This is a genomic window from Enterobacter sp. SENG-6, assembly GCF_001605945.1.
Classification (GTDB): Bacteria; Pseudomonadota; Gammaproteobacteria; order Enterobacterales; family Enterobacteriaceae; genus Enterobacter; species Enterobacter cloacae.
In genome coordinates this window covers 32,894-52,582 of record NZ_LOMM01000029.1, presented here as the reverse complement: position 1 = coordinate 52,582, position 19,689 = coordinate 32,894, and the positions used below count along the sequence as shown (strand labels likewise).

The following is a 19,689-nucleotide window of genomic DNA, read 5'->3' as shown; positions in this document are numbered from 1 at the left end:
GGGCTGGAGAAAGGGTCATTCTGAGAATGAAGATTCCGACGTTACTAACTGAGTGTTGTATCTAATCGTGGGGGCAGGTCAGTGGTGCATCTCTGGCTCGCGTGGAGCGTGGTGATCCTGTCTGTCCTGCACGGGCTTGCCGCCCTTAAACATCATTTCATCGATAAAGACGATACGTTAAAGCGCATGCTTGGCCGTTCGTCAGTTGACTCTGGAGCATAAAATGAAAAAACACCTGCTGGGTATCGCATTAGGTTCTCTGCTATTCACCACCGGTTCTGCCGTGGCGGCTGATTATAAAATTGATAAAGAAGGCCAGCATGCTTTCGTCAATTTCCGTATTCAGCACCTCGGTTATAGCTGGCTGTACGGTACCTTTAAAGATTTTGACGGCACATTCACCTTTGACGATAAAAATCCTGCCGCCGATAAGGTCAATGTGACCATTAATACGAATAGCATCGACACCAACCATGCAGAGCGCGATAAACATTTGCGTAGTGCGGAATTCCTGAATGTATCAAAATTCCCACAGGCGACCTTTACGTCGACCGAAGTGAAGAAAGAAGGTGAGAAGCTGAATATTATCGGTAATCTGACGCTCAATGGCGTCACGAAACCGGTGACCCTGGAAGCCAAATTACTCGGCCAGGGTGACGATCCGTGGGGTGGCAAACGTGCAGGTTTTGAAGCCGCAGGGAAAATTCATCTGAAAGATTTTAATATCACCACGGATTTGGGTCCGGCGTCTCAGGACGTAGAACTGATTATTTCCGTTGAAGGTGTTCAGCAGAAAGCATAATAAACACGCCCGGCAGGGTTTGACATTGCCGGGCGTCATTATCATTCCGGGTCAGGAATACCCAGTTTGGTATTCAGGCGGCCACGGGATTTATTAAAAATCTTATTGCCGTTTTCACGTCCCGCACGACGTCGGCGCTGCTCCTCTTCCGGCAGCATGCTCTCTTCACTGCACAGTTCGCTACAGCAGCCGTTAAATTTCTCTGCGCACGCCGGGCACTGAATAAACAGCAGATGACAACCGTCATTTTTGCAGTTGGTGTGGGTATCGCACGGTGCGCCGCACTGGTGGCAATGGGCAATCACGTCTTCTGAAATACGCTCACCCATTCGCTCGTCAAAGACAAAGTTTTTACCGATAAAACGCACCGGTAACCCCTGCTCACGGGCACGGCGGGCATACTCGATGATACCGCCTTCGATATGCCAGACCTTATTAAATCCGTTATGTTTCATCCACGCGCTGGCTTTTTCGCAGCGAATACCGCCGGTGCAGTACATAACGATTTTCTTATCTTTATGTTCCTGCATCATCTCAACCGCTTTCGGCAGTTGCTCGCGGAAGGTGTCGGCCGGGATTTCCATTGCGTTCTCGAAATGGCCCACTTCATATTCGTAGTGGTTACGCATATCGATGAATACCGCGTCAGGGTCATCAAGCATCGCATTGACTTCCGCCGCCTTCAGGTATTCCCCCACGTCGGCCGGGTTGAAGGCCGGGTCGTCAATGCCGTCTGCCACGATACGCTCACGCACTTTCATACGCAGCACCCAGAATGATTTACCGTCATCGTCCAGGGCGATGTTCAGGCGTAAGCCGTTCAGCGCCGGATCGAAGCCGTAAAGAAAATCGCGGAAGGCGCTTACGTTGCTTTCCGGGATGCTGATCTGGGCGTTGATACCTTCACGCGCCAGATAGACGCGCCCAAAGACGTTCAGCGCGGTGAAGGCTTTATAGAGCTCATCGCGGGTCGCTTGCGGATCGTTGATCGTGAAGTATTTATAGAATGAGATGGTCGTGCGCGGTTCGGTTTCAGCCAACATACGCGCTTTCAACATCTCATTCGATACGCGGTTGTGTAACACTGGCATGGTGTACAAGTCCTGCAATCGTTATTGAGAAAGGAAAATCGGTCGGCATCATATAGCAAACAATAACAATTTACATCCACACAATTTACGCTACATTTCTGTCAGCCTGAACTATGCGTCATAACATTTGCTGCATTAGCGCGCGTTTCGACATCAGACATTTTGGCTATGTAGTAAAAAATGAGACACTAAGACCTTCAGGACGTTAGAAAACAGGACCGACATGACCCAATTACCGAAATTTACCGTCACCCTTTTGCATCCTCGCTATTGGTTGACCTGGCTTGGCATTGGCTTTTTATGGCTTCTGGTCCAACTCCCCTACCCGGTTATTTTCCGTCTGGGCAAAAGCCTGGGTCGTCTTGCGCAAATGTTTATGAAGCGTCGCGCCAGAATCGCCTACCGCAACCTTGAACTGTGCTTTCCGGACATGAGCGAGGCTGAACGTCATGACATGGTGACCAGGAATTTTGAGTCTGTCGGCATGGGGCTGATGGAAACAGGAATGGCGTGGTTCTGGCCGGACAAACGCATGGCACGCTGGAGCGTCGTTGCCGGTACGGGGATGGCGCCGGTACATTCGCTGCAGGCGAATCAGACGGGCGTGCTGCTGATTGGCGTACACTTTCTGACCCTGGAAATCGGCGCCCGTATGTTCGGTATGCAGGCACCCGGCATTGGGGTTTATCGTCCAAACGACAACCCGGTTATTGATCTGATCCAGACCAATGGCCGTATGCGGTCCAACAAAAGCATGATCGACCGTAAGGATCTGAAGGGTATGATCCGCGCCCTCAAATCAGGTGAAGTAGTCTGGTATGCCCCCGATCACGACTACGGCCCGCAATCCAGCGTATTTGTTCCGTTCTTTGCCGTTGAAGAGGCGGCCACCACCACGGGCACCTGGATGCTGGCACGCATGTCCAAAGCCGCCATCGTCCCTTTTGTTCCGCGCCGCAAACCGGATGGTTCGGGTTACGAATTGATTATGCTGGAGCCCGAACTGGCGCCTCCACTGGATGATGCTGAAACCACCGCACGCTGGATGAACGGCATTGTCGAGAAATGCATTATGCTCGCACCGGAGCAGTACATGTGGCTGCACCGCCGCTTTAAAACGCGGCCAGAAGGCACGCCGTCCCGCTATTAATTCCCCCTGCGGCCCTTTGGGCCGCTCCCTGTTTTAGCTTTAAAAGCTCTGCCTCATTGCGGCAATCATAACCCAGGCGCATAATTAGCAGGCTTATTACTTCATGCCTTACGGTGCGCTGCACCTCATTATGCGGATTGTTATGTCACCCTCAGATGCCCCCATAAACTGGAAACGTAACCTTACGGTTGCCTGGCTTGGCTGTTTTCTTACCGGCGCGGCGTTTAGCCTCGTGATGCCCTTTCTGCCCCTGTACGTTGAACAACTGGGCGTGACGGGCCACAGTGCGCTCAATATGTGGTCTGGTCTGGTGTTCAGCATCACTTTCCTCTTCTCCGCCATTGCTTCGCCGTTCTGGGGCGGCCTTGCCGACCGTAAAGGGCGTAAAATCATGCTGCTGCGCTCGGCGCTGGGAATGGCCATCATCATGGCGTTAATGGGTGTGGCGCAGAACGTCTGGCAGTTTCTGATTTTGCGCGCGCTACTTGGCCTGCTGGGAGGATTTATTCCCAACGCGAATGCGCTGATCGCCACTCAGATCCCGCGTCATAAAAGCGGCTGGGCGCTCGGGACGCTCTCAACCGGAGGCGTCAGCGGCGCCTTGCTGGGGCCTCTGGCGGGCGGCTTGCTGGCGGACAGCTATGGCCTGCGCCCGGTGTTTTTCATTACTGCCAGCGTGTTGTTCCTCTGCTTTATCGTTACGCTGATCTGCATTCGTGAAAACTTCACCCCCGTCGCCAAAAAAGAGATGCTCCACGCACGGGATGTGCTGGCTTCACTCAAAAACCCCAGACTGGTACTGAGCCTGTTCGTGACGACCCTGATTATTCAGGTCGCGACCGGTTCGATTGCCCCTATTCTGACGCTGTACGTTCGCGATCTGGCCGGTAACGTGAGCAACATTGCGTTTATCAGCGGGCTGATTGCCTCCGTACCCGGCGTGGCGGCGCTGCTTAGCGCCCCGAGGTTAGGGAAACTGGGAGACCGCGTCGGCCCGGAAAAGATCCTGATTTGTGCGCTGGTGATCTCCGTGCTGCTGCTCATTCCCATGTCGATGGTGCAATCACCCTGGCAGCTGGGCGTTCTGCGCTTTTTGCTGGGTGCCGCCGACGGGGCGTTACTGCCCGCCGTTCAGACCCTGCTGGTTTACAACTCCACGAACCAGATCGCCGGGCGTATCTTTAGCTACAACCAGTCATTTCGCGACATCGGCAACGTCACCGGCCCGCTTGTCGGAGCCGCGGTTTCCGCCAGCTTCGGTTTTCGCGCCGTGTTTATCGTCACGGCGGGCGTAGTGCTGTTTAATGCGGTTTACTCGTGGTTCAGTTTATCCCGGACATTACGGCCGGTGGCGGAATAAGACAAATACGTGACGGCTTATTTTCGCATTCATACTTGCAGAATCAGATATTCAGCTATTCTTTCCCTGAAACCTTCTGGAAAACAGGGAGACACCAATGACCATGTACGCCACGCTGGAAGAAGCTATTGATGCCGCTCGTGAAGAGTTCCTCGCCGATAACCCCGGCGTTGATGAAGAAGATGCGGACGTGCAACAACTCAACATCCAAAAGTATGTCCTTCAGGACGGAGATATTATGTGGCAGGCCGAATTCTTTGCTGACGAAGGTGAAGAAGGCGAATGTTTGCCGATCCTGAGCGGTGAAGGAGCTCAGGCCGTCTTTGATGGTGACTATGACGAAATTGAGTTGCGTCAGGAGTGGCTGGAAGAGAACACCCTGCACGAGTGGGATGAGGGTGAATTTCAGCTCGAGCCACCGCTGGATACGGAAGAAGGTCAAACCGCAGCTGACGAATGGGACGAGCGTTAATTCCCGTTACTCATAGGGGCCGTGGCTGGCATCGATGGGCAACAACAGCGTATCGAAAATCAGCGAGAACGGCAGATCGAGCACCGTCAGGTAGCGCCATGCGGAATCCCGGACATCCCATTTCACGCCCGGATAGTACTGATTCCCGTGGCCCTGCCCCGGAATGGTGCGACTGATGATGCTGCCGCAGCCGCTCAGCAGACATGCCATCATGACGACGATGATTATTTTCATCCGTTACCTCTAAAAAAATACCGGCGTTTAAGCCGGTATTTTATCTGGCGGGTGGCACATTGCTTACCCGCCCTACGTAGCCACTTACTTCGCCTTCAGCGCCAGCGGGTTAAGCTTCAGATCGTTGTAGTAGTTCACCCACGAGGAGTAGCGCTCCGGGGAAGACCACACACGGTAGTGCAGACGCGACATAGTCACCGGATCGCTTAACAGCACCAGACGGCGGTCGCGGTTAAGTTTCTCTGGCGTCTCGTTCAGCGCCTGTTCAACGTGACGATCGCGGGCAATCTCCAGCACCTTACTGGCACGGTGACGCGCGGTAGCCATTGCCGTTGCCAGGGCGTTAAACGACGGGTTAAACACCGCGTGCATAAAGCCATCATCCAGCGTACGACGGCGGTTCTGCTCCAGATAGGTGTCAGTATCCACCAGCACCTTCGGCGGCGAATACTCTTCCGGGATCAGGAACAGCTTCCAGCGTTTGGTACGCAGGCCAACCGTTGAGCGGCTTGAAATGACCGACACAAACGGCGACAGGATCAGCGAGAAGACAATCGGCGCCAGCCAGAACAGGAAGCGCAGATCCAGCCATGCCATCCCAGCAGCCCACACCAGCCCCAGCAGCAGCTGCGAGCCGTGACGCATAAAGGCTTCACCCCACGGCGTGGAGTCATCATCACGCTGCGGTGAGTTCCAGACCACTTCCCAGCCCAGGAACGCGCTGACCACAAATACGGTATGGAACAGCATACGTACCGGTGCCAGCAGCACGGAGAACAGTACTTCCAGCAGCAGTGAAACCGTTACCCGCCAGAAACCGCCATACTCCTTCGAGCCTTTGCACCAGATCAGAATGATACTGAGCAGCTTCGGCAGGAACAGCAGCACCATGGTGGAGGCAAAAAGCGCTATCGCCAGCTCCGGGCGCCACTGTGGCCACACCGGGAACAGCTGACGCGGTTGCAGGAAGTACTGCGGCTCCGTCAGCGCATGCACCACCTGCAGAGCCGTGGACAGCGCCAGGAACATAAACCACAGCGGCGCGGAGAGATAAGACATCACGCCGGTCAGGAACACCGCACGGTGAACCGGGTGCATCCCTTTCACGAGGAACAGACGGAAGTTCATCAGGTTCCCGTGACACCAGCGGCGGTCACGCTTAAGTTCGTCCAGCAGGTTCGGCGGCAGTTCTTCATAGGATCCAGGCAGATCGTAGGCAATCCAGACGCCCCACCCTGCACGACGCATCAGCGCCGCTTCCACGAAGTCGTGCGACAGAATCGAGCCGGCAAACGAACCTTCGCCCGGCAGCGGTGCCAGCGCACAGTGCTCAATAAACGGCTTCACGCGGATAATGGCGTTGTGACCCCAGTAGTGGGACTCACCCAACTGCCAGAAGTGCAGACCGGCAGTAAACAGCGGCCCGTATACACGGGTGGCAAACTGCTGGCAACGCGCGTAAAGCGTGTCCATGCCGGACGCTTTTGGCGAAGACTGAATGATACCCGCGTTCGGGTTAGCTTCCATCAGACGCACCAGACCGCTCAGACAATCACCGCTCATCACCGAGTCGGCGTCCAGCACCACCATGTAGCTGTACTGGTTACCCCAGCGACGGCAGAAGTCATCGATGTTACCGCTTTTACGCTTCACACGACGACGGCGACGACGGTAGAAGATCTGACCTTCGCCCTGTACTTCTGCAATCAGCTCCATCCAGGCTTTTTGCTCGGCAACGCAGATGTCCGGATTGTAGCTGTCGCTCAGGATATAGACGTCGAAATGGGCGGCGTTACCGGTCGCCTTAACGGACTCCCAGGTTGCGCGCAGCCCCGCGAATACGCGGTCAACGTCTTCGTTACAGATAGGCATAATCAGCGCCGTGCGGTGCTCAGGATTCAGGGGTTCATCCCCGACCGTAGACGCCGAAATGCTGTATTTGTCTCGTCCCATCAGCAGCTGCAGGAAGCCCATCAGCGCGGTCCAGAAACCGGCCGAAACCCAGCAGAAGAGAACGGCGAACAGCAGAAGAATGCCACTTTGCAGGATATACGGCAGCAGTTGCATGAAGGAGACCCAGATATCCTGGCCCATCATGTCTGCCGGGTTGATCAGCGCCCAGCCCTGGTAAGGCAGAATCGTCTTCATGTACCAGGTTGCGACAACCGTCTGCGCCAGCGTCAGCAGCAGAAGAATGTAGCGACGGATCGTCCCCACGGTACGCCATTTCTGTTCGGAGGCCTGCTCTTCTTTTGTCAGACGCGACAGATAGCGTGGCGTCACGTCACGCCCGCGCAGGCGATCCCAGAAGCGGCCAACCGGGTTGGTACGCCAGGGGTCGGGGAACATGGAAGAACGCGTTGCTTTCGGCATCGCCTGAAGCTGATCGCGTCCTTCGTCGTCTTTAATCAACTGCCCTTCTGCCAGCGAGTCCGGCCATGCCTGCTCCAGACGTGCCTTCACTGACCCCAGCGGAGAATCGTCATCACGTGAAAACTGACGATGTTCCCCATCCAGCGCGGCATGTACCGCGCGGATGTCGCTCTCAGGCAGTGCCGCTTTTTCGATATCCGTCAGCGGCATGGCATCAATATATTCAGATGTATTATTCATTGGCAGGTAGCTGATAGCTCCAGGTTTCACTCAGCGGCTGATCGTTACTGACCAGCGCAGCGCGCATTTCAGTAGTCTGTTTCGGATCTTTCACTTTCACGCGCAGGGTCAGACGCCACCCTTTCGTTACCGGGTTGTAACGTACGGTGTTCTCAACAATCTCACCGTTATCACCGATGCTGGCCTGGGCGGTCACGGCAGTATCTGGCGCCAGTTTCTTCATGTCCTGACCGGTGAAGTCCACCACGAAAGCGACGGTACCGTCAGGCTGACGGATAAGATTAGACTGTTTCACGTCACCCGTTGAACGGCGAGTCTGCATGACATACGCGTTATCCGGCGCATGCAGTTTGTCTTCGTCACGGCTAAAGGTGATCGTGTATTTGAAGTTCATCTCTTTCCCGGCTTCCGGCAGCTGATCCGGCGTCCAGTAAGCGACGATGTTATCGTTGGTTTCATCATTGGTTGGGATTTCAACCAGTTCAACCTTCCCTTTGCCCCAGTCACCTTTCGGGGTCACCCACGCGCTTGGACGCAGGTCGTAGCGGTCATCCAGATCTTCAAAGCGAGAGAACTGACGGCCACGCTGCAGAAGGCCGAAACCTTGCGGGTTTTCCATCGCAAAGCTGCTGACAGCCAGATGTTTCGGGTTGTTCAGCGGACGCCAGATCCACTCACCGTTACCGGCATGAATAGACAGGCCGTTGGAATCGTGCAGTTCAGGACGGAAGTTGGTCGCCGGTGACGGCTGGTTCGGCCCAAACAGGAACATACTGGTCAGCGGCGCAACGCCCAGTTTACCCACTTTGTCGCGCAGGTAGACTTTAGACTGCACGTCAACCACCGTGTCACGCCCTGGCATGATCACAAAGCGGTACGCGCCCGTTGCACGCGGGGAATCCAGCAGTGCGTAGATAGTCAGACGTTTATCCGTTGGTTTTGGACGTTCGATCCAGAACTCGCGGAAACGTGGGAATTCTTCACCTGATGGCAGCGCGGTATCAATAGCCAGGCCGCGCGCAGAAAGCCCGTACACCTGTCCCGCGCCAATAACGCGGAAGTAGCTGGCGCCGAGCATGCTGACGATTTCGTCGTTTTTATCTTTGCTGTTGATCGGGTAAAGCACCTTGAAGCCTGCAAAGCCCAGATCTTTAACCGTATCTTTGTCGTGCTGCACATCGCCAAAATTGAAGTAATCCGGGCTGTATTTGATTTTACGTACCGCCGTTGCCGTGACTTCATTGATGGCAACAGGGGTATCGAAGTACATACCCTGATGATAAAACTCAAGCTTGAACGGGGTCTTAATATTGTTCCAGTACGCTTTATCGTGATTGAACTGGATCTGCTGATAGTCCGCATATTTCATGTCGCGGAAAACGGAGGGCAAGTTACTTTTCGGCGCTTCGTAGCTCTTGCCTGCCATCGATTTTGCCTGTTTTGCGACATCGTCGATGTTAAAGGCCAGTGCCGATGAGGTATACAGGGATAACACCACTGCAGCACCCAACCAACGCATTTTCATCATCTGTGGTTTATGTTTCATAATAAGTAAGCACTTCCCCCTTTGTGTGCTTATATCGATCCGATCCATTTTAATGGAAACTCAGGCAATCCGACAACATTATCACCGCTTTGTTCAGCTCGCTGGCTCAGGGATTAAGCAAATGAAAGAACCCGCTTTTCACTTTGCGTGCTTATCCTGGAGACAGGGTGTCGGTCTTGGTGTAGGGTTGGCTTCGAATGTAACCATTATGAGTCTTAGGGATAAGGCGAAAAGTCTGAGAATGCACAAAGTTATATGAGCACAACACCTGTAGAACGTGAATACTTCCTCGACTCGATCCGGGCATGGCTGATGCTATTAGGGATCCCCTTCCACATTTCACTGATTTACTCCAGCCACACCTGGCATGTTAATAGTCAAATGCCCTCCTGGTGGCTGACGCTGTTTAATGACTTTATTCACGCCTTCCGCATGCAGGTGTTTTTTGTCATTTCAGGTTATTTCTCTTATATGCTGTTTCTGCGCTACCCCATCAAGCGCTGGTGGAAAGTGCGCGTGGAGCGCGTCGGCATTCCGATGCTCACCGCCATTCCTCTGCTGACGCTGCCGCAGTTCATCATGTTGCAGTACGTAAAGGGTAAAGCGGAGAACTGGCCTAATCTGTCGCTGTACGAAAAATACAACACCCTGGTTTGGGAGCTGGTGTCCCACCTCTGGTTCCTGCTGGTACTGGTGGTCCTTACCACGGTCAGCGTGTTGATTTTTAGCCGCTTTCGCCGCCATTTAAGCGATAAAGCTAACGCCTTTTTCGCCAGTATCACCCTGGGAAAACTGTCGCTGCTCTTTTTGCTGCTGGGCATCGCCTATGCGGCAGTGCGACGGACGCTGTTTATTGTTTATCCGCCGATTCTGAGCGACGGATTATTCAATTTTGTGGTGATGCAGTCGCTGTTCTACATTCCCTTCTTTTTAATCGGGGCGCTGGCCTTTATTTATCCGAAGCTTAAATCGCTGTTTACGACGCCCTCACCGTGGTGTGCTTTTAGTGCCGCCATCGCGTTTGCGGCCTATCTGTTAAATCAGCGCTACGGCAGCGGCGATGCGTGGATGTATGAAACCGAGAGCGTCATTACCATGCTGCTGGGCCTGTGGATGGTGAATGTGGTCTTTGCGCTGGGCCACCGGCTGCTTAATTTTAAGTCCAGCCGCGTCACCTATTTCGTCAATGCTTCGCTGTTTATCTATCTGGTGCACCACCCCCTGACGTTGTTCTTCGGGGCCTATATCACACCGCATATCGCCTCCAACACGCTGGGCTTCTTTACCGGGCTGGTCTTTGTGATTGGAATCGCCATCGTGCTTTACGAAATCCATCTGCGGATACCGCTTCTGCGTTTCCTTTTCTCCGGGAAACCGCAGGTAAGAGCATCATAAAAAAACGCGGCGCACTCAGTGCGCCGCGTGTGTTTCAGATCTCTAATTCCTGTCCGCGCTGGGTCAACAGCCGCTGATAAAGATGCAGTGTCTCCTCATCGAAACAGACAAATGTCACTTTTTCGGGCATCGGTTTAAGCGACAGGTAACGATACACGGTGTCTACCGCAATCGTCGCTGCGGCAGCTTTCGGATAGCCATACACTCCGGTGCTGATGGCCGGAAACGCCATGGTTTTATAGCCATTATCAGCGGCCAGACGCAGGCAGTTTCGGTAGGCCTCTTCGAGGATACTCGCCTCGTGCCGATCGCCGCCATGCCATACTGGCCCCACGGCATGAATCACCGCTTTCGCGGGAAGATCGCCCGCAAGCGTAATAACGGCATGACCCGGTGGGCACTCCCCCTGTTGCTGACGCACAGTCTTGCAGGCTTCCAGCAGTTGCGGTCCGGCAGCCCGGTGGATAGCACCATCCACGCCACCGCCGCCCATCAGTGACGGATTGGCTGCATTGACGATCACATCAACGTGCATCGTCGTGATATCGCCATGAATAACGTCAATTTGCGGTTTCATAAATACCCTCTGCTTCCCGCCATTTTCTTAAGTGTATCGCAGAGGTACCCGAGAGAAAAAACTATCGGGAAAAACCTCTTCCGCCGTAAAGCGGAAGAGCACACATCAGCGGTACTGAATTTGTACCACCGCGAGCGTTTTTTCAGGATTGAGGTACTTCATGCTGAGGGTGGCGAGGCTGGTATCGGTCACATGGCCATTCAGTGCATCTTCATAACTGACCATGCGCGTATGAATCCGGTTATTTTCCGGGCATGACAACGCAAACTGCCGCGTTTGTGCAGTCACTTCACAGGGGTCGGCGACAATCGCGCCGCGAAAATGAATGACCCCACCCTCAACAACCGTCGCCGCAAAAACCGGGGTTACAAAAAGAGAAACGAGCAGACTAAAACCAGAAGCGAGTTGAGCGATATATTTGGTCACGTGTATGTACTCCTCAATGAAAATCGTCCTTGAGGGGTAAAAGCGCTCCATTAAAGCAAACGTAGTTTCACGTTCCGGAACTTAGTTGCTCAGTTCCTGTTATCAGCATAGCTCAACGGTGAAGGCCTGCCACATTGGCAAATCATTGATTTTATGAATGATTAAAGCCTCTTCTCCGGCGGTGACCACTGCTGTGATAAATGAAGCGATTTACCATCAGAGACGGTGACAATAATGTTCACCGTATCCCCCGTACCAATATTTAAACTCAGCCGCGTTAAATCGATCGTCTGATTAGCGGGGATAAAAAGCCTGTTTTGCTGGCGTGATGTACTTTGGCCACTCTGCCCTTCCCGTTCAGCCACGATTTGTACCAGACAATCACACGGCATTGTCAGCGTAACCTGGGGAATAATGGTGGTCATATCGCCCTGCTGCGATGTGTTAAACGTTATTTGACTGGAAAGCGCGGCAAGGAGAATTAAGGTATTCATGATGCTCTCCCGAAAAAAAAACAGGGCCTCAGCCCTGTTTTTTTGTAGCACAGATTTCAGTATTAATACTGATAAGCTGCAGCGTGGTTACCAAAACCAATCTGGGTAACATTGACCGTAGAATTAGACGCAGTCTGATCAACCATTGCGCCGTTAAATCCACCGTACTGGCTCACATTCATTGTAGAGTCGTGACTGTTCCATTGATCAAGCGTTGCGCTGTTGGCAAAACCATTCTGAGTCAGAGAGATAGTGCTGTCGTCAGAACCTTGTCCAACATCTGCGCCATTACCGCCACCGCTTTGGCTAATAGACAGCGTTGAATCTCTGGCATTGGTCTGCAAGGTGACAGCTGAGTTACCGCCACCGTTCTGGTAAATATTCAGGGTTGAATTTGGGCCATTACCGCCTTGACCATGGCCATGACCGTGTCCATGGCCCCAGCCACCTTGATCAATGAGACCGGCCATAGCACTACCAGAAACGACGATTGCTGCAAGAGCTGCCACTTTGATAAATTTCATGGTAAAACCCCCATCGGATTGATTAAAGTCGCCGCGAATAACTAACGTTGAATAACGCGAATTGCCATTTGCGACTGTTTTTGCACTACAACTGCGTTTTTCTGAGTACCGTACTGCGTGATGCTTGCCCTATTACCCGACCCTTTCTGGATAATTTTTGCACTATTACCAAATCCATCCTGCGTAATATCTGCATCATTCGCAAAGCCGCTCTGAGCAATATACGCAATATTATAAGTCCCTGATTGATCAACCCGCGCCCTGTTACCTGACCCATCCTGGGAAACGATGGACAATAATTTTGAACCGTCCTGGCGCACCTGAGCGTCATTAAGTACACCCTGTTGACCAATAATGGCTGCCTGATTTAATGATGTACGGCTTAATTCATTTACCGCAAAGTTATATTCAGAGGTAGCCAAATCTGAATTCGCCGCGGTGACAACCCCAGGCGCTCCCAGTAATGTAAACATCATAAATAACGATGTGTTTTTCATGTTGCCACCCTGGACCTGGCTGTTTTAAAAGACTTCAGGTTAGAACAACGCATATTTTGTTAACGCGTCGTTACGGTGAAGAGTATGTCTGCCGAAACACGTTAAATATCTCACCCGCGCGGCTTATTTTTATTTTTCAGGTCACCTCAAAGTAGTAATTCCTGAACAAAAATAGCGATAAGCGAAGCCATTTAATTTTTATAAAGCCTTATCCCTCGCAAATGGGTGAAACATCGCAGCGGCTGTTCCGACGCGAGAGAGGAAGGGTTAAACGTAACGACAGGATGACATTAACGTTAACGTGTGACACAAGACGCGATTTCTTAAGGCGAAGCGGCATTCATTCCATAGGTTAGATTCCTTTTGAAACTCATACTTTAAAATTTCTGAAAAAGAATAGCATAAAAACATTAAAATCAGTCACATATAAATATTTGTATGATTTTTAAAATCTGTGCATCATTATTTAGCTGTACAACTTTTTCATCAATTAAAGGCTTTCAAGAAGGCACAAATTCATAAATTAATATTGATTTTTACATCTTGTTACATGTTTAACACTTGCTTTAAACTTCGTAAAAGCTAGATTGAAATTAGATGTACGAAATTCGTTTTATATTTCCCTCCCTTGTGGAGGTTATGGTTTGATTCTACACACAGCAGCGCAACATCTGTCAGTACTTCTGGTGTCCTCTTTTCGCAGGAGGACAACTGCCAGGTGTCATAAAAAAGTGGGGTTTCATCATGTATAATGAAGTCCATAGTTTACATGGTCATACATTACTGTTGATCACAAAACCTTCTTTGCAGGCGACCGCTTTATTACAACATTTAAAGCAATCTTTATCACTGAACGGGAAATTGCATAATATTCAACGTTCTTTCGATGATATTGCACCTGGCTGCATTATTCTTTTCGATATGATGGAAGCGGATAAAAAGCTCATCCATTACTGGCAAGATACTTTGAGCAGGAAAAACAATAACATCCGCGTGTTATTATTGAATACGCCTGACGAGTATCCTTTCCGGGACATTGAAAGTTGGCCGCATATCAATGGCGTGTTCTACGTCACTGAAGAAGAGAATCGGGTGGTAGAAGGCCTGCAAGGTATCTTGCGAGGAGAGTGTTATTTTTCGCAAAAGCTGGCCAGCTACCTTATCACGCACTCCGGAAATTACCGCTACAACAGTTCAGAGTCAGCACTGCTAACGCACCGCGAGAAAGAGATCCTGAACAAATTGCGCATTGGTGCTTCAAATATTGAAATCGCCCGTTCGTTATTTATCAGCGAAAATACGGTAAAGACGCACCTTTATAATCTTTTCAAGAAGATAGCTGTTAAAAACCGAACTCAGGCGGTTTCATGGGCAAACGATAACCTCAGGCGTTAATCACATGAAACGCACCATGAGTTGGATTGCCGCAGCGGGCTTTCTGCTCGCTGCCGGGAACCTGAAGGCCGTCGAGGTCGAAGTTCCCGGATTGTTAACGGACCATACCGTCTCTTCTGTCGGACACAATTTTTATCGTGCCTTCAGTGATAAATGGGACAGTACGTATCCTGGAAATATAACAATCAACGAGCGGCCCAGTGCACGATGGGGAAGTTGGATAACAATAACGGCTAATCAGTTCGTTATTTATCAAACATTTTTATTTCCCACCAAAATAGACTTCGATAAAAACGTAGCCTTGGCGCTGGCGCAATCAGAAGACGCTATTAATCGCATGCAAATAGACAAAGCGCTATTAAGCACAAGAGATTTAGCAAAAGACGAGTTCTAGCGAACCTATATCCGGAGGCTGTCATGCGTATTGCATATGCAGTTGTTTCGATAATGCTCATCACCCCATTAAGCTGGGCCGGGAATATGACATTCCAGTTCCGTAATCCCAACTTTGGTGGTAACCCGAATAATGGGGCGTTCATGTTGAATGAAGCCCAGGCGCAAAATTCTTATAAAGATCCCAGCTTCAAGGATTTTAGCGTGGATACGCCATCTGCACTGGACAACTTCACCCAGGCGATCCAGTCGCAAATTTTGGGCGGTTTGCTGACCAATATCAACACCGGCAAACCCGGCCGCATGGTGACCAATGACTTCATTGTCGATATCGCCAACAGGGACGGGCAGCTCCAGTTGAACGTTACCGATCGTAAAACCGGAAAAACCTCAACCATTCAGGTTTCCGGTTTACAAAATAACTCGACTGACTTTTGAACAACCCCAAAATAAGGACAACGATCATGCAGCGCTTCCTGATACTTGTTGCAGTGTGCTTATTGAGCGGTTGTTTAACTGCTCCACCTAAAGAAGCTGCAAAACCGACATTAATGCCTCGGGCTCAAAGTTATCGTGATTTAACCCATTTACCTGCCCCGACAGGTAAAATATTTGTCTCTGTCTACAACATTCAGGATGAAACCGGGCAATTTAAACCTTACCCGGCAAGTAACTTCTCTACGGCCGTACCGCAAAGCGCCACCGCCATGCTGGTGACCGCGCTGAAAGATTCGCGCTGGTTTATTCCACTGGAACGTCAGGGGCTGCAAAACCTGTTAAATGAACGAAAAATTATTCGTGCGGCGCAGGAGAATGGTACCGTTGCAGATAATAACCGCATGCCGCTGCAATCTCTGGCTGCGGCGAACGTTATGATTGAAGGGTCGATTATCGGTTACGAAAGTAACGTGAAATCTGGCGGTGCTGGCGCACGTTATTTCGGTATCGGTGCAGATACGCAGTATCAGCTCGACCAAATTGCCGTTAACCTGCGTGTCGTTAACGTCAGTACCGGGGAAGTGCTCTCTTCGGTAACCACCAGCAAAACCATACTCTCTTATGAAGTGCAGGCCGGGGTGTTCCGCTTCATTGACTATCAGCGTCTGCTGGAGGGTGAAATCGGTTATACCTCTAACGAGCCGGTGATGATGTGCCTGATGTCAGCCATTGAAACCGGAGTTATCTTCCTGATAAATGATGGTATCGACCGCGGGCTGTGGGATCTGCAAAACAAAGCAGACGTGCAAAACCCGGTACTGGTGAAATACCGCGATATGTCGGTTCCTCCGGAATCCTGACAGGACGCGCATAAAAAAGGCGAGATAGTTATCTCGCCTTTTTTTATTCACTCACCGCTGGCACGTTTTGCGCTTTTTCTCGTCGTGCCGCCAGCCACAGACCACTGTTCTTCATGGCATAGCCAAACAGCAACCCCAGCGCCAGCGAGGGGACCACCAGCTTCCAGTCACCCTGCCCCGCAAAGGTGGCACACGCCCCCATAAAGGTGCCGGGTACAAACGACAGCAACAGGTGCTTTGCCTGAACGCACATCAAAAAGGCGACCACGCCCGTCATGATATAGCCGAGGATCTCCAGATGCGGAGCGAGCGCACTGCCCTTCATGATAACCAGCGCCCAGATAACGCCGCTCATCAGCGTGCAGCCAGAGATAAAAAGCCCTTTGATCCCACCCTGCGGGCAGGCGAAGTAGGCCGTGCAGCCGAGAAATCCAGCCCAGCTGAGCAGTCCGAGAGAGACGGCCACCCATCCCCAAAGTCCGGAGAGGATACCTGTTGTGAGTGCGATACAAAGTAATATGTTCATGGCGCGCATCTTAGCAGAAGCGCGCCATGGAAATGAGATCAGAAGCACATTATATGCAAGATAATGCGTTGCGTTGCAGAACTAATGTGACCGTGATCACTCTTCATTCTCTTCTTCCAGCTCATCCCACATTGCAGCGATGGCGTCACGCGTCAGGGGAGCCAGCGTTCTCCAGAATGGCGAGGTGGCATGCGCTTCAACTTTCCCAAGGAATGTCCCGACCCACGGCAGCAGGTACATTTCGAACAAGGTTTCGATGGCTTCGTTCTCATCGTCACCGGCGTGGTCCTCAATCCAGGATGCGGCCAGCAGCAGCGTACCGATATGATCGGCAGGCGTGTCGGTCAGCGGCATGCCGCGCTCTGAAAGAAAAGCGCGCACTTCCGCTTCCGTTGCCCCTTCCTGCCAGGCAGAGCGGTAAGGTGAAACACGGCACTCTTCCCCCACAAACAGCGCGTTGTAATCTGTGGAGATTTGCTGCATGTCGCAGCTTTTCTGCAGGCGCTCCAGTAAATCATCCTGTTCCAGCGGCCAGTTCTGCGCCAGTTTCCCTTCACGAATTAATGTAAAGAGCGGGACCAGCAGCGGGTCTTGAGGCTGGCGGTAGTACAGCGTACCCAGCACGCGGCAAAGGATGGAAAACTCATTCATTTTTTTATTCCATTACACAATTAAAGATCGGCAAATTCGGCAATCGGTTCCATTCCGCGCGACTCAAGGAAATCGAGCATGCGACGAGGGGTCACGTTCAGGATTTGCGCTTCCGGGAAGTTAACATCATTCAGCACTTTCAGGCACTCGCTGAAATCACCCAGTGTGAACGCAGTATGGGAATCTGAACCCAGCGCCACCATGCCGCCGGCATCACGCACTGCGGCCGCCACTTCGCGGCAGTTCGCTTCACTGCCCTTACGCGAGTGCACGAAGGAGGAGTTGTTAATCTCCAGCGCCACGCGATGCTTCGCTGCCGCCTGCGCGACAGCCTGAATATCAATTGGGTACTTCGGGTTGCCAGGGTGGCTAATAATATGCACGTTGCCGCTGGCAATGGTGGCAATCATCGCCGCGGTGTTGGTCTCTTTATCCTGGGGCGCAAAGACAGGTTCATGGAAACCGGCGAGAATAAGGTCAAGAGATGTCAGCATCGGACCGGTGCAGTCGATCTCACCGTCGGTATTTTTAATGTTCGCCTCAATGCCACGCAGTATCCCAATACCGTCCACCAGGCGTGGCCAGATCCGCATATTCACAAAATGCCAGTAGTGCGGCGCATCCGCCATATCCGGGCCATGATCGGTGATCGCAAAAAGCCTGATGCCCTTGAGCTTCGCTTGTGCAATGTAATCATGGAGGTTGCTATACGCGTGGGTGCTGGCGACGGTGTGCATATGCAGGTCAACGGGATACATCTCTCTCTCCTCTGCGGTTTTTCCAAAGGATAGCAGTTATCTGCTGCGATTATTAGCAAAAACCCGGCTAACGCCGGGTTTCACTCAGTAGCCGCGCGTTCTGTCGACCTGCCCGGTCACCGCGTTGCCCTGCTCTATCTCACTGATGGTGTGCGTAATATAGGCCACCGCCTCTGCCGGACGCGTCACGGCGGCGACGTGTGGGGTCATCGCCACGCGCGGATGTGCCCACAGCGGGCTCTCTGCCAGCAACGGCTCGCGGCTGTACACATCCAGCATCGCGCCTTTCACCTTGCCACCCTCAAGGGCTTTGAGGAGATCGGCTTCCACCAGATGAACCCCGCGCGCCAGATTCATCACGTAACTCTGATCCGCCAGCTGATTCATAAGCGCGCTATTAATAATGCCGACCGTTTCCGCCGTATTCGGCAGCAGATTGATCAGTACGCGCGTCCCCTTCAGAAACGCCGGGAGTTCATCTGTTCCGGCAAAACTCTTAACGCCAGGATAGTTCTTGCGGCTGCGGCTCCAGCAGCGCAGCGGGAAGCCCCACGGTGCCAGCGCTTCGGCCACTTTTGAGCCGAGCACGCCCGCCCCGAGAATACCGATAGTAAACTCTTCACGTTGATATTCTGGCAGCGGCTCCCAACGGGATTGCAGTTTTAAGGCCTGATAATCGTCAAAACGTCGGAACCAGTGCAGCACCTGACTCACGGCATATTCCTGCATTTGCTGACCCATGCCGGTATCTTCCAGGCGGAACAGGGGGATTTCCTCCGGCAGCATTTCAGGGTGCGCTTTCAGTTTGCTCAGAATGGAATCCACACCGGCACCGAGGGCAAAAACGGCCTTCAGCTTGCGCCCCTGGAGCATCTCGACCGGGGGATGCCACAACAGCGCGTAGTCTGCATGTTCGTTATCACCGCGCTTCCATTCACGCACGCGCGCCCCCGGTAACGCTGCCGAAAGTGCCTTAATCCAGTAAGCCGTATCAAAAGTGGGGTGATAGAAGATAATATCCATACTCATTCCTGCCTTTTTTGCGCTGTTTTATTTTCATTTTCAACTGGATTGCCAGCATAACAAATTTATCGCCGGACCGCGTTGCCGATAAAAAAGGCGCTTTCAGCACATTTAAGAATCATGTTGTTTGAAGTTTGTCTAAATGCGCTAATTTACAGAAAAAGTGTGTTGACGGCTGTTCGGCTTTTCCTTACATTAGCGCCCGTCCCGACAACAACGGGATGACAATATGGTGAGGTGTCCGAGTGGCTGAAGGAGCACGCCTGGAAAGTGTGTATACGGCAACGTATCGGGGGTTCGAATCCCCCCCTCACCGCCATATTTAAAGAAGAGCTCGCATGAAAATGCGGGCTTTTTTTTTCGCATGTTGCTCGCTTGCGGGAGGATGAGAATCCCCGACCGGGGTTCGACAAAGACAGTTCAGCAACGTAGTCGCCTTATTCGCCGGGTGGCGCTAACGCTTA

At 52.1% G+C, this 19,689-nt stretch carries 22 protein-coding genes, 1 tRNA gene and 1 pseudogene; 11 read left to right on the top strand and 13 right to left on the bottom strand.

From position 1 onward, the window contains the following. Positions 1-84: 84 nt before the first annotated feature. Positions 85-222 (top strand): annotated as a pseudogene (locus AX755_RS24650) (cytochrome b); the annotation flags it as partial. A gap of 1 nt (position 223) precedes the next feature. Next, positions 224-802 (top strand): YceI family protein, encoded by a 579-nt coding sequence (locus AX755_RS15130; protein WP_062857018.1) that lies wholly within the window; start codon positions 224-226, stop codon positions 800-802. Between the two features lie 41 nt (positions 803-843). Here AX755_RS15130 and trhO read toward each other — a convergent pair whose 3' ends face one another. Then, positions 844-1,893 (bottom strand): oxygen-dependent tRNA uridine(34) hydroxylase TrhO, encoded by a 1,050-nt coding sequence (trhO, locus tag AX755_RS15125; protein ID WP_013097157.1) that lies wholly within the window; start codon positions 1,891-1,893, stop codon positions 844-846. A 223-nt stretch (positions 1,894-2,116) separates the two neighbouring features. Between trhO and AX755_RS15120 the strand changes: the two genes are divergently transcribed. From AX755_RS15120 to AX755_RS15110, 3 genes are all read left to right on the top strand, one after another. Then, a complete protein-coding gene (locus AX755_RS15120) occupies positions 2,117-3,043 on the top strand; it encodes a Kdo(2)-lipid IV(A) acyltransferase (RefSeq protein ID WP_062857017.1) in 927 nt (308 codons plus the stop codon). A 142-nt stretch (positions 3,044-3,185) separates the two neighbouring features. Further along, positions 3,186-4,403, top strand: coding sequence for a multidrug efflux MFS transporter MdtG (mdtG, locus tag AX755_RS15115; protein ID WP_058651581.1), 1,218 nt, complete (start codon positions 3,186-3,188; stop codon positions 4,401-4,403). A 97-nt stretch (positions 4,404-4,500) separates the two neighbouring features. Beyond that, entirely contained in the window at positions 4,501-4,875 is a 375-nt protein-coding gene (locus AX755_RS15110) for a MysB family protein (protein ID WP_014831418.1), read from the top strand. A 6-nt stretch (positions 4,876-4,881) separates the two neighbouring features. Here the strand turns inward: AX755_RS15110 and AX755_RS15105 are convergent, their stop codons facing one another. The 3 genes from AX755_RS15105 to mdoG all read right to left on the bottom strand — a co-directional run bounded on the left by AX755_RS15105 (position 4,882) and on the right by mdoG (position 9,268). After that, complete coding sequence (locus AX755_RS15105) at positions 4,882-5,109, bottom strand: YceK/YidQ family lipoprotein (protein WP_013097162.1); 228 nt, start codon at positions 5,107-5,109, stop codon at positions 4,882-4,884. A gap of 84 nt (positions 5,110-5,193) precedes the next feature. Beyond that, entirely contained in the window at positions 5,194-7,722 is a 2,529-nt protein-coding gene (gene mdoH / locus AX755_RS15100; protein WP_020689626.1) for a glucans biosynthesis glucosyltransferase MdoH, read from the bottom strand. Continuing rightward, positions 7,715-9,268: a glucans biosynthesis protein MdoG gene (gene mdoG / locus AX755_RS15095; RefSeq protein WP_020689627.1), complete on the bottom strand. Its 1,554-nt coding sequence runs from the start codon at positions 9,266-9,268 to the stop codon at positions 7,715-7,717. The genes mdoH and mdoG overlap by 8 nt, the downstream gene beginning before the upstream one ends. A gap of 255 nt (positions 9,269-9,523) precedes the next feature. On the opposite strand from mdoG, the gene mdoC reads away from it, so the two are divergent. Beyond that, positions 9,524-10,663 carry a glucans biosynthesis protein MdoC gene (gene mdoC, locus AX755_RS15090; protein ID WP_062857016.1) on the top strand — a complete coding sequence of 380 codons (1,140 nt, stop codon included), beginning with the start codon at positions 9,524-9,526 and terminating at the stop codon, positions 10,661-10,663. A gap of 34 nt (positions 10,664-10,697) precedes the next feature. On the opposite strand, the gene ymdB is transcribed toward mdoC, so the two are convergent. The 5 genes from ymdB to csgB all read right to left on the bottom strand — a co-directional run bounded on the left by ymdB (position 10,698) and on the right by csgB (position 13,181). Continuing rightward, entirely contained in the window at positions 10,698-11,240 is a 543-nt protein-coding gene (gene ymdB / locus AX755_RS15085) for an O-acetyl-ADP-ribose deacetylase (protein WP_062857015.1), read from the bottom strand. Between the two features lie 105 nt (positions 11,241-11,345). Then, positions 11,346-11,666 (bottom strand): type 1 fimbrial protein, encoded by a 321-nt coding sequence (locus AX755_RS15080; protein WP_038985522.1) that lies wholly within the window; start codon positions 11,664-11,666, stop codon positions 11,346-11,348. A 161-nt stretch (positions 11,667-11,827) separates the two neighbouring features. Then, positions 11,828-12,160 carry a curli assembly chaperone CsgC gene (gene csgC, locus AX755_RS15075; RefSeq protein WP_062857019.1) on the bottom strand — a complete coding sequence of 111 codons (333 nt, stop codon included), beginning with the start codon at positions 12,158-12,160 and terminating at the stop codon, positions 11,828-11,830. Positions 12,161-12,222: 62 nt separating this feature from the next. Continuing rightward, entirely contained in the window at positions 12,223-12,684 is a 462-nt protein-coding gene (csgA, locus tag AX755_RS15070; protein ID WP_062857014.1) for a curli major subunit CsgA, read from the bottom strand. Positions 12,685-12,725: 41 nt separating this feature from the next. Then, the gene (csgB, locus tag AX755_RS15065) at positions 12,726-13,181 is read right to left on the bottom strand and encodes a curli minor subunit CsgB (protein WP_013097170.1); all 456 of its coding nucleotides are present in this window, start codon (positions 13,179-13,181) and stop codon (positions 12,726-12,728) included. Positions 13,182-13,925: 744 nt separating this feature from the next. On the opposite strand from csgB, the gene csgD reads away from it, so the two are divergent. From csgD to csgG, 4 genes are read left to right on the top strand one after another with little or no spacing between them, the layout of a single operon-like run. Continuing rightward, positions 13,926-14,576 carry a biofilm master transcriptional regulator CsgD gene (csgD, locus tag AX755_RS15060; protein WP_023620195.1) on the top strand — a complete coding sequence of 217 codons (651 nt, stop codon included), beginning with the start codon at positions 13,926-13,928 and terminating at the stop codon, positions 14,574-14,576. Positions 14,577-14,580: 4 nt separating this feature from the next. Further along, a complete protein-coding gene (gene csgE / locus AX755_RS15055) occupies positions 14,581-14,970 on the top strand; it encodes a curli production assembly/transport protein CsgE (RefSeq protein ID WP_023620196.1) in 390 nt (129 codons plus the stop codon). A gap of 23 nt (positions 14,971-14,993) precedes the next feature. Continuing rightward, the gene (gene csgF, locus AX755_RS15050; protein ID WP_013097173.1) at positions 14,994-15,407 is read left to right on the top strand and encodes a curli production assembly/transport protein CsgF; all 414 of its coding nucleotides are present in this window, start codon (positions 14,994-14,996) and stop codon (positions 15,405-15,407) included. A 26-nt stretch (positions 15,408-15,433) separates the two neighbouring features. Next, positions 15,434-16,267: a curli production assembly/transport protein CsgG gene (gene csgG / locus AX755_RS15045; protein WP_028027948.1), complete on the top strand. Its 834-nt coding sequence runs from the start codon at positions 15,434-15,436 to the stop codon at positions 16,265-16,267. Positions 16,268-16,310: 43 nt separating this feature from the next. Here the strand turns inward: csgG and AX755_RS15040 are convergent, their stop codons facing one another. The 4 genes from AX755_RS15040 to ghrA all read right to left on the bottom strand — a co-directional run bounded on the left by AX755_RS15040 (position 16,311) and on the right by ghrA (position 19,225). Then, positions 16,311-16,793 carry a DUF1097 domain-containing protein gene (locus tag AX755_RS15040; protein WP_072200468.1) on the bottom strand — a complete coding sequence of 161 codons (483 nt, stop codon included), beginning with the start codon at positions 16,791-16,793 and terminating at the stop codon, positions 16,311-16,313. 96 nt (positions 16,794-16,889) lie between these two features. Next, positions 16,890-17,444, bottom strand: coding sequence for a TorD/DmsD family molecular chaperone (locus tag AX755_RS15035; protein WP_013097176.1), 555 nt, complete (start codon positions 17,442-17,444; stop codon positions 16,890-16,892). A 20-nt stretch (positions 17,445-17,464) separates the two neighbouring features. Beyond that, positions 17,465-18,202, bottom strand: coding sequence for a phosphatase (locus AX755_RS15030; protein WP_023622347.1), 738 nt, complete (start codon positions 18,200-18,202; stop codon positions 17,465-17,467). Between the two features lie 84 nt (positions 18,203-18,286). Then, positions 18,287-19,225, bottom strand: coding sequence for a glyoxylate/hydroxypyruvate reductase GhrA (gene ghrA / locus AX755_RS15025; RefSeq protein WP_062857013.1), 939 nt, complete (start codon positions 19,223-19,225; stop codon positions 18,287-18,289). Positions 19,226-19,456: 231 nt separating this feature from the next. Between ghrA and AX755_RS15020 the strand changes: the two genes are divergently transcribed. Further along, a tRNA-Ser gene (locus tag AX755_RS15020) sits at positions 19,457-19,544 on the top strand. Positions 19,545-19,689: the final 145 nt, after the last annotated feature.

Excerpts from the sequence above, each read along its gene's own strand:
- AX755_RS15130 (WP_062857018.1), top strand. The coding sequence starts at position 224 with ATGAAAAAACACCTGCTGGGTATCGCATTAGGTTCTCTGCTATTCACC.
- trhO (WP_013097157.1), bottom strand. The coding sequence starts at position 1,893 with ATGCCAGTGTTACACAACCGCGTATCGAATGAGATGTTGAAAGCGCGT.
- AX755_RS15120 (WP_062857017.1), top strand. The coding sequence starts at position 2,117 with ATGACCCAATTACCGAAATTTACCGTCACCCTTTTGCATCCTCGCTAT.
- mdtG (WP_058651581.1), top strand. The coding sequence starts at position 3,186 with ATGTCACCCTCAGATGCCCCCATAAACTGGAAACGTAACCTTACGGTT.
- AX755_RS15110 (WP_014831418.1), top strand. The coding sequence starts at position 4,501 with ATGACCATGTACGCCACGCTGGAAGAAGCTATTGATGCCGCTCGTGAA.
- AX755_RS15105 (WP_013097162.1), bottom strand. The coding sequence starts at position 5,109 with ATGAAAATAATCATCGTCGTCATGATGGCATGTCTGCTGAGCGGCTGC.
- mdoH (WP_020689626.1), bottom strand. The coding sequence starts at position 7,722 with ATGAATAATACATCTGAATATATTGATGCCATGCCGCTGACGGATATC.
- mdoG (WP_020689627.1), bottom strand. The coding sequence starts at position 9,268 with ATGAAACATAAACCACAGATGATGAAAATGCGTTGGTTGGGTGCTGCA.
- mdoC (WP_062857016.1), top strand. The coding sequence starts at position 9,524 with ATGAGCACAACACCTGTAGAACGTGAATACTTCCTCGACTCGATCCGG.
- ymdB (WP_062857015.1), bottom strand. The coding sequence starts at position 11,240 with ATGAAACCGCAAATTGACGTTATTCATGGCGATATCACGACGATGCAC.
- csgC (WP_062857019.1), bottom strand. The coding sequence starts at position 12,160 with ATGAATACCTTAATTCTCCTTGCCGCGCTTTCCAGTCAAATAACGTTT.
- csgA (WP_062857014.1), bottom strand. The coding sequence starts at position 12,684 with ATGAAATTTATCAAAGTGGCAGCTCTTGCAGCAATCGTCGTTTCTGGT.
- csgB (WP_013097170.1), bottom strand. The coding sequence starts at position 13,181 with ATGAAAAACACATCGTTATTTATGATGTTTACATTACTGGGAGCGCCT.
- csgD (WP_023620195.1), top strand. The coding sequence starts at position 13,926 with ATGTATAATGAAGTCCATAGTTTACATGGTCATACATTACTGTTGATC.
- csgE (WP_023620196.1), top strand. The coding sequence starts at position 14,581 with ATGAAACGCACCATGAGTTGGATTGCCGCAGCGGGCTTTCTGCTCGCT.
- csgF (WP_013097173.1), top strand. The coding sequence starts at position 14,994 with ATGCGTATTGCATATGCAGTTGTTTCGATAATGCTCATCACCCCATTA.
- csgG (WP_028027948.1), top strand. The coding sequence starts at position 15,434 with ATGCAGCGCTTCCTGATACTTGTTGCAGTGTGCTTATTGAGCGGTTGT.
- AX755_RS15040 (WP_072200468.1), bottom strand. The coding sequence starts at position 16,793 with ATGAACATATTACTTTGTATCGCACTCACAACAGGTATCCTCTCCGGA.
- AX755_RS15035 (WP_013097176.1), bottom strand. The coding sequence starts at position 17,444 with ATGAATGAGTTTTCCATCCTTTGCCGCGTGCTGGGTACGCTGTACTAC.
- AX755_RS15030 (WP_023622347.1), bottom strand. The coding sequence starts at position 18,202 with ATGTATCCCGTTGACCTGCATATGCACACCGTCGCCAGCACCCACGCG.
- ghrA (WP_062857013.1), bottom strand. The coding sequence starts at position 19,225 with ATGGATATTATCTTCTATCACCCCACTTTTGATACGGCTTACTGGATT.